Origin of the sequence: Micrococcus sp. HSID17227 (assembly GCF_003989405.1) — a bacterium.
GTDB classification, from domain to species: domain Bacteria; phylum Actinomycetota; class Actinomycetes; order Actinomycetales; family Micrococcaceae; genus Micrococcus; species Micrococcus luteus.
Genome location: NZ_RBLN01000055.1, coordinates 1 through 10,368 on the forward strand (window position 1 = coordinate 1; position 10,368 = coordinate 10,368).

Here is a 10,368-nt window from a genome sequence, read left to right on the forward strand (position 1 = left end):
TCCGTTCATGCTCTGACCCGCCCGGCCGGTCAGAGCATGAACGGCACGGTGGCGATCTTGACCACCATGATCAGCGCGAACAGCTGGGCGTACCCCTCGGTCACGCGGGCGTCGGTGGACCGGGAGAGCGCGTAGTCCAGGATCGCCGGCTGGCCCGTGATGCCCGCCAGCGCCCCGTAGGTGCGATCCACGGACTGCCCCAGCAGCCGCGCCGCGGCGATGAGCAGGGCCGCGGTCAGCGCGGTGAGCACGGCGGACATCAGGATGGCCAGCCCGCCGACCCGGGTGAACACCGTCTCGATGAACGCCGGGCCGGCGGCCAGGCCCACCACGCCCAGGAAGAGCATGAGGCCGAACTGCCGCAGCGTCAGCGCGATCTCCGTGGACGGCTCCCACACCGTGGGTCCCGTTCGGCCGATCGCACCGAGGGTGAGGCCGACGAGGATGCACCCGGCCGCCGGGCCGAGGGAGAAGGAGGCCCCGCCCGGAAGCGGGATCGTCACCATGCCCAGCAGGTAGCCCAGCGCCATGCCCGTGCCCAGGGAGATCCAGTCCAGGTTCGAGAGCCCGCGCGTCGAGTTGCCGAAGAAGTCGCGCACCGCCTCCATCCGCGGCGCGGTGGTCACGATGAGCACCCGGTCGCCGACCTTGAGCTCGGTCTGCGGGGTGGCCAGCGACTCGACGTCGTCGCGCCGCAGCCGGGCGACGTCGGTGCCGAAGCGCTCGCGCAGGGACAGCGTGCCCAGGCGGCGATCGGCCAGGGCGCGGGCCGTGACGATGACCATGGAGGTCTGCAGCGGGGTCATCACCCGCGCCGGGTCGGCGTCGGTGCGGCGGCCGAAGGCCTGCACGGCCGCGTCGATGTTCTTCTCCGTGCCGTCCAGGACGACCTCGTCCCCGGGTTCGATCCGGTCGGCGGAGCCGGCGATCCGGGCCACGCCGCCGTGGCGCAGCGCCACCACGCGCACCAGCCCCTCGGAGATCCCGGGGATCTCCCGCACGGCGAGGGCGGAGGTGGCGACCACGGCGGTGAAGCGCAGCTTGCCGTCGGTCACCGGCGCCGGATCGCGCGGGGAACTGCTCCACGGGCGGGCGGCGAGCAGTGTGATCGCGATGATGGTGCCGACCACGCCCACCAGGTAGGACAGCCCGTAGCCCACGGCCGGGGCCTGCCCGCCGGTGAGCTGGTTCGCCAGCGCCATCGCCGGCGTCGCGGTGAGCGAACCCGTCCACACGCCGATCGCCGTCGGCAGGTCCAGGTTGAGCAGCGCGGCCAGCGGGTGCACCGTGAAGGCGGTGAGGATCACCACGACGACGGCGGCCAGCATCAGGGGCAGGTTGCGGCGCAGGTCCCGGAAGAACACCTTGCCGGCGCCGAGCCCGATCAGGTAGGCGAACAGGGCCAGGCCGAAGCTCTGGAACAGGGCCAGCCGGTCGCCGACGTCGGGCAGCACCGCCCCGACGAGCAGGCCCACGAACAGTGCTCCCGAGGCGCCGAGGCGGATCTTGCCCAGGGGGATGGTGCCGACGGCGGCGCCCAGGGCGACGGTGGCCATGAGGACGAGGATGGGCTGGTCGTTGAGCAGTGCGAGCATGGGCGGGTCCCCGTCCTGCCGTGGTGGTCGGTCAGAAGTGGTACGGGAAGGCGGACCAGTCCGGGTCGCGCTTCTGCAGGAACGCGTCCCGGCCCTCCACGGCCTCGTCCGTCATGTAGGCCATGCGCGTGGCCTCGCCGGCGAAGACCTGCTGGCCGGCCATGCCGTCGTCGGGAAGGTTGAACGCGAACTTGAGCATGCGCAGGGCCTGCGGGGACTGACGGTTGATGTCCGCGGCGTACTCGAGGGCGACCTCCTCGAGGCGCTCGTGGTCCACGGCCTCGTTCACCGCGCCCATGGCCACCATCTCCTCGGCCGAGTACTCGCGCGCCGTGAAGAAGATCTCGCGGGCGCGCTTCTGGCCCACCTGCCGGGCGAGCAGGGCCGAGCCGTAGCCGGCGTCGAAGGAGCCCACGGTGGCGTCCGTCTGCTTGAACTTCCCGTGCTCGCGCGAGGCGAGCGTGAGGTCCGCGACCACGTGCAGCGAGTGGCCGCCGCCGGCGGCCCAGCCGTTCACGACGGCGATGATCGCCTTGGGCGAGGTGCGCATCAGCCGCTGGACCTCGAGGATGTGCAGGCGGCCGGCCCGGGCGGGGTCGATGGTCTCCGCCGTGTCCCCCTCGGCGTAGCGGTAGCCGTCGCGGCCGCGGATGCGCTGGTCGCCGCCCGAGCAGAACGCGTGGCCCCCGTCCTTGGGGGAGGGACCGTTGCCGGTGAGCAGCACCGTGCCGACGTCCGGGGTCATCCGGGCGTGGTCCAGCGCGCGGTAGAGCTCGTCCACGGTGCCGGGACGGAACGCGTTGCGCACCTCGGGGCGGTCGAAGGCGATGCGGACCGTGGGCAGGTCGCGCACCCAGCGGCCCTGCGCGTCGCGCTCCACCTGCCGGTGGTAGGTCATGTCCTCGAAGTCGAAGCCCTCCACCACGCGCCAGCGCACGGGGTCGAAGAGGTCGGAGACCTGCTCGGGGAGGCGGTCACGGTCCAGGCGGTGCTGCTCGCTCATGCCCAGAACAGTACCGGCGGCCCGCCACCCCGCGCCTTCGTTCGGGAAACGGGAGCCCCCAGCGGCGCTCTCGTTCGAGGAACGGGAGCTCAGCCGCGCAGCATCCTCGGCACCGGAACGGCCCTTCTCAGGGACTGAAGAGCGCTGAGAAGGGTCATATCGGTGCCACGGCGCCTCTCGGCCCCGCCCCTCACCCCCAGCCCGCCGGCCCCGCCGACCCGGCCGGGTACTCGTCCAGCGGCACCTCCTCGGCCTCCCACGCGGCGAGCACCGGCGCCAGGATCCGCCAGCACTCCTCGGCGGCGTCGCCGCGCACGCTCAGCAGCGTCTGCCCGGTGAGGATGCCGCGCAGCACCTCCCCGTAGGCGTCCACCTGCTCCTCGCCCAGGTCGGCGGCGAGGGTGCGCCGCTCGGCGTCGAACGGGGTGTCGGCCCCGTCCACGGCGAGCTCGATCCGCACCTCGCGCGGGTCCAGGCCCACCACGATCCGGTCCCGGCCCTCCGCGGGCGAGAGGCCCTCCGGCACGTCCTCGGGCGCCCGCAGGGTCAGCGCCACCTCCCACCGCTTCCGGCCCAGCGCCTTGCCGGAGCGCAGCCGGAACGGCACGCCGCGCCACCGCTCGGTGTCCACGGCGAGGGTGACCTCGGCCAGCGTCTCGGTCCGCAGCCCGGGGTCCACGCCCTCCTCCTCCGCGTAGGCGGGGATCCGCTCGCCGTCCACCTCGCCGGCGGTGTAGCGGGCGCGGCGGGAGGCGGCCACGGGGTCGTCCTGCCACACCCGGGTGGCGCGCAGGACCTCGACGACGGCGTCGTGCAGTTCCTGCGGACGCAGCCGCTCCGGCGGCTCGAGCGCCGCCATGGCCAGCACCTGCAGCAGGTGCGACTGGACCATGTCCTTTAGCGCGCCGGTGCCGTCGTAGAACTCGGCGCGCCCCTCGAGCGCGATCGTCTCGTCCACCACCACGTCGACCCGCTCCACGTCACGCCCGCCCCACACGCGCCCCAGCAGCCGGTTCGCGGTGCGCAGCCCGAGCAGCGCGGTGACCATGGACTCGCCCAGGAAGTGGTCCACGCGGAACACGCGGTCCTCCTCGACGACGTCGGCCAGCACCGCGTTGAGCTCGCGGGCGCTCTCCTCGTCCTCGCCGAACGGCTTCTCCAGGGCCAGGCGCAGCCCGTCCGGCAGGTCTTCCAAGCCGGCGAGCGCGCCCACGGCCTCCCGCGTGATGCCGGGGCCGAGGGCGAAGTACAGCACGGGCGCGGCGTCCGGGCCGGCGGCCTCGCGGGCCGTCTCGAACAGGGCGCGCAGGTCGTCGGCGTCCGTGGCGTCGGCGGTGTGCCACGCGGCGCGCGCGACGAGGTCCTCGACCTCGTCCTCGTCCAGGGCGGCGCCCGCGAGGCCCTCGCGCACGATCGAGCGCCACTCGTCCGTGCTGTGCTCGCTGTGGGAGGAGCCCACGAGCGTCACCCGCGGCAGGTCGTGGGCGGCCAGCGCACCGGCCAGGCCGGGCAGCAGCAGGCGCGAGGTGAGGTCACCGGTGGCGCCCAGGATGATCAGGGCGACATCGTCGCGGTCGGCGGGGGAGGTCATGGGTGTCCTTCGGCGTCGGCGGCGGGCGGTCCCGGCCAGTCTCCCGTCGGCCCGCCGATCCAGTCCATGCGTGCCCGTCCATGCGTGCCCGTCCATGCCCGCCGGGCCGGGCGCGGCCTCAGCCCTGGCCCGCCGCGCGTCGCGGATGATGGACTGGAGGGCATGACCACGACGACCCCCCGCCGCCCGCCGCTCATCGAGGACCACGCGTACCTGTCCAACCAGCACTCGGGGGCGCTCGTCACCCGCGAGGGGGACGTGACGTGGCTGTGCCTGCCCCGGTTCGACGCCCCGTCCGTATTCACCTCCCTGCTGGGCGAGCCGGAGCACGGGCAGTGGAGCCTGCGGATCGCCGACGGCGAGGTCGTGGAGCGCGCCTACCTGCCCGGCACGCTCGTGCTGCGCACGCGCTGGCGCGGCCCCGAGGGGGAGGCGGAGGTCCTCGAGTTCATGCCGCTGACCAGCCATCGCGGCTCCGGCGTGGCGGTGGACGACGACGGCGGCGCGCTCGCCTCGACGGGCGAGGGCGAACAGGCCCGGGCGGACCTGGTGCGGCTCGTGCGCTGCACCGCCGGCCGCGTGAGCGTGGAGCAGCGGCTCCACGTCCGGCTGGACTACGGCGAGGTGACCCCGTGGGTGTCCCGGCAGACCGACCCGGCGGGGGAGTCCTTCCTCGCGGTGGTCGCCGGCGGCGACGCCCTGGCCGTGCACGGGCCGGACCTGAGCCCGGACGGGCTGAGCCACCGCGGCAGCACCCCGCTGGAGGAGGGCGGGTCCGCCGCATGGACGCTCGCCTGGTACCCCTCGTGGTTCATGGCGCCGGCCGCCCCGAACGCGGAGCGGGCCCTCGAGGCCACCGTGGCCGGCTGGGTGGAGTGGCTGGGCGAGCTGGAGGCCACCGGCCCGCGCGCCGACCGGGTGGCCCGCTCCGTGCTGGTGCTCAAGGGCCTGACCCACCGGGACACGGGCGGCATCGTGGCCGCCCCCACCGCGAGCCTGCCGGAGGACATCGGGGGCGTGCGCAACTGGGACTACCGCTACGTGTGGCTGCGGGACACCGCCCTCACCCTCGAGGCGCTCATGGCCCACAACCACACGGAGGACGCCAAGGCCTGGCGGGACTGGCTGCTGCGCGCGATCGCCGGCGACCCGCAGGACGTGCAGATCATGTATACGCTCTCCGGCGGGCGCCGCATGCCCGAGCGGGACCTCGAGCACCTGCCCGGCTACGAGGGCTCGCGCCCCGTGCACGTGGGCAACGGGGCCGCGGACCAGTGGCAGGCGGACGTGATCGGCACGGTGATGCTCGCCCTCGGGAAGCTGCGGGACGCGGGCGTGGGGGAGGACCCGTGGTCCTGGACGCTGCAGAAGCGGCTCGTGGAGCGCCTGCTGGCGCACCGGGACACGAAGGAGCACGGCCTGTGGGAGATGCGGGGCGAGCCCGCGTTCTTCACGCACGGCCGCGTGATGATGTGGGCCGCCCTGGACCAGGCCCTGCACGCCGCCCGGGACCACGGGCTGCCGGCCCGCGACGACGAGCTCGAGGCCTGGGAGCGGGCGCGGGAGGAGCTGCGGGAGGAGATCCTCACCGAGGGCGTGGACGAGGACGGCGCCTTCCGGCAGACCTACGGCTCCACGGAGACGGACGCCTCCCTGCTGCAGATCCCCCACACCGGCTTCGTGCCCCACGACGATCCGCACATGCTCGCCACGGTGGCCCGCGTGGAGGAGGACCTCGTCACCCAGACCGGCCTGGTGATGCGGTACCGCGCCACCGGCATGGACGGGCTGCCGGGCGAGGAGGCGCCGTTCATCATGTGCGCCTTCTGGCTCGTGGAGCAGTACGCCCGATCCGGCCGCGTCGAGGACGCGGAGCGCCTCATGGCCCGCCTGGACGACTGTGCCAACGACCTGCTGCTCATGGCCGAGGAGTACGACGACGAGCTGGACCGGATGGCGGGCAACTTCCCGCAGGCGTTCTCCCACCTGGGCCTGATCCGCGCCGTGGACGCCCTGGAGGACGCCCGCGGCGCGGCCGAGGCCTGACCGTCCGCCCCGTCAGTCCAGCCGCTCGACGGCCCCCAGCGCCGTGAGCAGGAACGCGTACTCCCACGCGGTGTCCTCCCAGCCCTGGTACCGGCCGGAGGCGCCCCCGTGCCCACCGTCCATCTCGGTGCGCAGCAGCACGGGCGCGCCGCCGTCGGCCAGCGGCCTCGCCTGGTCCGAGGTGACGGTGCAGCGCAGCTGCGCCACCCACTTGGCGGGCTCCACGTAGAGCACGCGGGTGTCGTGCAGGCTGGTGACCGCGGCGATCGCCGGGTAGTCCACCGCCCGCACGTTCTCGTAGGGGGTGTACGCGCGCATGGCCGCGTACACCTCGGGGTCCTCGATCGGGTTGCCCCACTCCTCCCACTCGAGCGCGGACAGCGGCAGCTCCGGGTCGAGGATGGTGGTGAGCGCGTCCACGAACGGCACCACGGCCAGGCACGCCCGGTACAGCTCCGGCGCGAGGTTCAGCACCGCGCCCATGAGCAGGCCGCCGGCCGAGCCGCCCATGCAGGCCACGCGCGCCGGGTCCGCCCAGCCGAGGTCCACGAGGTGCCGGGTGGCGTCCACGAAGTCCGTGAAGGAGTGCCGCTTGGCCAGCTTCTTGCCGTCCTCGTACCAGCGCCGGCCCAGTTCGCCGCCGCCGCGCACGTGCGCGACCGCGAACACCACGCCCCGGTCCAGCAGGGACAGCCGGGCCACACCCAGCACGGGGTCCATGGACATCTCGTAGGAGCCGTAGCCGTACACCACGCACGGGGCCGTCCCGTCCGGCTTCACGTCGCGGTGCCGGATCACGGTGACGGGGATCCGCACGTCCTCCCCGGTCACCGACGACGGCTCGGAGGCCGGCGCCCACACGCGCTCGGCCACGTAGTCGGCCGGGTCGTAGCCGGGCACCTCCGTCTCGCGGCGCAGGTGCACCTCGCCGGTCGCCGCCGAGACGTCCAGCACGCGCGCGGGCGTGATCCAGGACGTGTAGGCCAGCCGCAGGAACGGGGACTCGGCCGCCGTCGCGGACAGATGGCACGCGTAGAGCTCCTCGTCGGACGCGGGCTCGCGCCAGTGCGCGGCCTGCCCGGCCAGCACGGCGTCCAGCTCGGTGACGACGACGCGCGGGGTCGTCTCCCGGCGCACGGCCAGGGCGGCGTGGGTCAGGGTGACCATGACACCGTCGACCTTCACGTCCTCGCGGTGCGGCACGACGGTGCGCCAGGCGCCGCGGTCGGCGACGTCCGCCTCGGCGACCACCGAGAGCATCCCGTTGGGCGCGGCGACGGGGGCGCCGTCGTCGTCCAGGGCGCGGTCGTGGACCACGAGCAGCCGGCGGACGCCGTCGGCGTCGGTGACGGGCTCGACGTCGGCGAGCATCCGCCACGCGCGGGGGATCAGCACGCGCGGGGCCGGCAGGGGCGCGGCGGGGTCCTCCGGCAGGTCGACCACGAGGGTCTCGGAGACCTCCGAGTTGCCGACGCCGATCAGCAGCTGGGTGCGGTCGGCCACGCCCTCGAAGCCGGTCCACATGCCCGGGTCGGCCTCCTCGTGCAGGATCACGTCCTCGGCCGGGTCGGTGCCGAGCACGTGGGCCTTGACCTGGTACGGCCGCCACGAGTCGTCCCACACGGTGTAGAACACGCGGGTGCCCGAGCGGTCGAAGCGGACGCCGTGGGCCACGTTCTCGACCACGTCCGGCAGGTCCTCGCCCGTGGCGATCTCGCGCACGCGCAGGGTGAAGCGCTCGTCGCCGGTGTGGTCCACGGCGTAGGCCACCCGGGTGGCGTCCGGGCTGATGTGCAGGCCGCCGAGCGCGAAGAACGGGTGGCCCTCGGCCTCGGCGTTGCCGTCCAGGATCACCTGCTCGCCCGGCAGGGCGGCGTCCGGGGTGATGACGGGCGGGGTCCAGTCGGCCTCCAGGTCGCCGGTGTCGCGTGCGGGCACGCGGCAGTGGATCGGGTACTCGGCGCCCTCGCGGGTGCGCACGAAGTACCACCACCCGTCCCGGCGGGCGGGCACGGAGCGGTCCGTCTCCACCGTGCGGGCCTTGATCTCGCCGACGATCGCCTCGCGCAGCGGCGCCTGGTCCGCGGTCACGGCCTCGGTGTACGCGTTCTCGGCGGCCAGGTGCTCGAGCACGCGGGGCTCCGCCTTGCCGCGCAGCCACTCGAAGTCGTCCTGGAACGTGTGGCCGTGGTGGCGTCGGGTCACGGGCTCGGCGGAGACGGACGGCGGAACGGGGGCGTGCGAAGTGGTCTGGGGCATGCGGCCCATCCCATCACGCCGCGCGGGGCGGGGCCGACACCCCGCGCCGCACACGACGACGGCGGCGCACCGGTCCGGTGCGCCGCCGTCGGGGGTGGCGGGTCAGTTCAGGCCGAGGGCCGCCCGGACCACGCCGAGCCCGAAGTACGCGACGAACGCGAGCGCCACGAACCACAGCAGCGGGTGCACCTCGCGGCCGCGGCCCTGGCCCGTGCGGATCACCGCGTAGGCCACCACGCCGGCGCCGATGCCGTTGACGATCGAGTAGGTGAACGGCATGAGGATGAACGTGAGGAACGCGGGGAAGGCCGCGCCCGGGTCGGACCAGTCGATCTGCACCACGTGCTGGCACATCATGAACCCGACCACCACGAGCGCGGGGGCCACGGCCTCGAACGGCACGAGGTGGATGAGCGGGGAGAGGAACACGGCCGCGAGGAAGAACAGGCCGGTGAACACGGAGGCCAGGCCGGTCCGGGCGCCCTCGCCGATGCCGGTGCCGGACTCCACGAAGATCTGGTGCGCCGAGCCGGAGGCGCCACCGCCCACCGTGACCGCGAGCGCGTCCGCGGCGAGCACCCGGTTCAGGTCGGGGATGGAGCCGTCCGGGTTCACGGTGCCGGCCTCGCGGGCCAGGCCCACGGAGACGCCCATCGCGTCGAAGAACACGGAGAGCAGGATCGCGAACACGAGCAGGGAGGCCATCAGCCCGCCCACGGAGGTGAAGGCGCCGAACAGGTCCACGCTGCCGAGCAGGTGCAGGTCCGGGGCGGTCCACTCGGGCAGGGAGGGGGCGATCAGGGACCAGCCGGTGGGCACGGCGTTCCCGTCGGCGTCCACGGAGGGGCCGATGTGGAACACGGCCTCCAGCACGTTGGCGAGGATCGTCGCCGCGACGATGCCGATCAGGATGGCGCCGCGCACCTTGCGGATCACGAGGACCGCGGTCAGCAGCAGCCCGACGACGAAGACCAGCACGGGCCAGCCCTCGAGCTCGCCGCCCGTGCCCAGGCCCACCGGGACCGTGGTGTCGGCGGCGTCCGGCAGCCGCCGCACGAACCCGGCGTTGACGAGGCCGATCAGCGCGATGAACAGGCCGATGCCCACCACGATGCCGGACTTCAGCGCCTCCGGGACCGCGTCGAACACGGCGCGGCGGAAGCCGGTGACCACGAGCAGGAGCATCACGAGACCGGCGAGGGTGACGAGGCCCATCAGCTGGGGCCAGGTGAGCCCCGGCGTCGTGGCGATGGTGATGGAGACGAACGCGGAGACGCCCAGGCCCGCGGCCACCGCGAACGGGTGCCGCGCCCACACGCCCATGACGATGGTCATGACGCCCGCCACGAGCGCGGTGACGGCGGCCACGGCGGGGATGCCCAGGGTGTTCCCGGCCGAGTCGGGCCCGGACAGGATCAGCGGGTTCAGCACCACGATGTAGCTCATCGCCAGGAACGTGGCGAGGCCGCCGCGGAACTCCTGGCCCACCGACGAGCCGCGCTCGGTGATGCGGAAGTACCGGTCCAGGGCGCCGCGGGGAGCGGCGGTGGACGGGGCGGGCGAGGGCGGTGGAGAGGCGGTGCGGGAGGCCATGGCACCAGCGTAGTGACCCGGTCCCACGACGATGGCGCGCGTGCCGTCCCGCTACGCTCGCGGGCATGCGTCCCCGCTCCGCCTCCGCCGCCCGCACCCGGGAGGCGCTGCGCGACGCCGTGCAGATCTACGCCCCCTCCACCGTCTACGCCGTCGGCCTGGGCGCCATGACGCCCGCGCTCGCGGTGGCGGCGCTGGCCCTCGGCCTGGACGCGGCGCGGGCGGCCGCCGTCGTGCTGCTGGTGGGGCTCGGCTCGCTCGTGGCCAACGGGCCGGCCTCG

General features: G+C 74.2%; 6 protein-coding genes and 1 pseudogene. 2 read left to right on the top strand and 5 right to left on the bottom strand.

Features of this window, described 5'->3' with window-relative positions; all coding sequences use genetic code 11:
* Window positions 1-29: 29 nt before the first annotated feature.
* The 3 genes from D8M29_RS04835 to D8M29_RS04845 all read right to left on the bottom strand — a co-directional run bounded on the left by D8M29_RS04835 (window position 30) and on the right by D8M29_RS04845 (window position 4,189).
* Window positions 30-1,595 (bottom strand): aspartate:alanine exchanger family transporter, encoded by a 1,566-nt coding sequence (locus D8M29_RS04835; RefSeq protein ID WP_041104044.1) that lies wholly within the window; start codon window positions 1,593-1,595, stop codon window positions 30-32.
* 31 nt (window positions 1,596-1,626) lie between these two features.
* Entirely contained in the window at window positions 1,627-2,598 is a 972-nt protein-coding gene (locus tag D8M29_RS04840; protein ID WP_036337144.1) for a 1,4-dihydroxy-2-naphthoyl-CoA synthase, read from the bottom strand.
* Window positions 2,599-2,788: 190 nt separating this feature from the next.
* Complete coding sequence (locus tag D8M29_RS04845) at window positions 2,789-4,189, bottom strand: glucose-6-phosphate dehydrogenase (RefSeq protein ID WP_010080320.1); 1,401 nt, start codon at window positions 4,187-4,189, stop codon at window positions 2,789-2,791.
* Window positions 4,190-4,351: 162 nt separating this feature from the next.
* Between D8M29_RS04845 and D8M29_RS04850 the strand changes: the two genes are divergently transcribed.
* The gene (locus tag D8M29_RS04850; RefSeq protein WP_095353663.1) at window positions 4,352-6,235 is read left to right on the top strand and encodes a glycoside hydrolase family 15 protein; all 1,884 of its coding nucleotides are present in this window, start codon (window positions 4,352-4,354) and stop codon (window positions 6,233-6,235) included.
* A 12-nt stretch (window positions 6,236-6,247) separates the two neighbouring features.
* Here D8M29_RS04850 and D8M29_RS04855 read toward each other — a convergent pair whose 3' ends face one another.
* Window positions 6,248-8,494 carry a S9 family peptidase gene (locus D8M29_RS04855; RefSeq protein WP_095353680.1) on the bottom strand — a complete coding sequence of 749 codons (2,247 nt, stop codon included), beginning with the start codon at window positions 8,492-8,494 and terminating at the stop codon, window positions 6,248-6,250.
* Window positions 8,495-8,596: 102 nt separating this feature from the next.
* A complete protein-coding gene (locus tag D8M29_RS04860; RefSeq protein ID WP_036382947.1) occupies window positions 8,597-10,087 on the bottom strand; it encodes an NCS2 family permease in 1,491 nt (496 codons plus the stop codon).
* A gap of 65 nt (window positions 10,088-10,152) precedes the next feature.
* Between D8M29_RS04860 and D8M29_RS04865 the strand changes: the two are divergent.
* Window positions 10,153-10,368 (top strand): annotated as a pseudogene (locus D8M29_RS04865) (MFS transporter); the annotation flags it as partial.

Coding starts and splice junctions, on each gene's coding strand:
- D8M29_RS04835 (WP_041104044.1), bottom strand. CDS start 1,595: ATGCTCGCACTGCTCAACGACCAGCCCATCCTCGTCCTCATGGCCACC.
- D8M29_RS04855 (WP_095353680.1), bottom strand. CDS start 8,494: ATGCCCCAGACCACTTCGCACGCCCCCGTTCCGCCGTCCGTCTCCGCC.
- D8M29_RS04845 (WP_010080320.1), bottom strand. CDS start 4,189: ATGACCTCCCCCGCCGACCGCGACGATGTCGCCCTGATCATCCTGGGC.
- D8M29_RS04850 (WP_095353663.1), top strand. CDS start 4,352: ATGACCACGACGACCCCCCGCCGCCCGCCGCTCATCGAGGACCACGCG.
- D8M29_RS04840 (WP_036337144.1), bottom strand. CDS start 2,598: ATGAGCGAGCAGCACCGCCTGGACCGTGACCGCCTCCCCGAGCAGGTC.
- D8M29_RS04860 (WP_036382947.1), bottom strand. CDS start 10,087: ATGGCCTCCCGCACCGCCTCTCCACCGCCCTCGCCCGCCCCGTCCACC.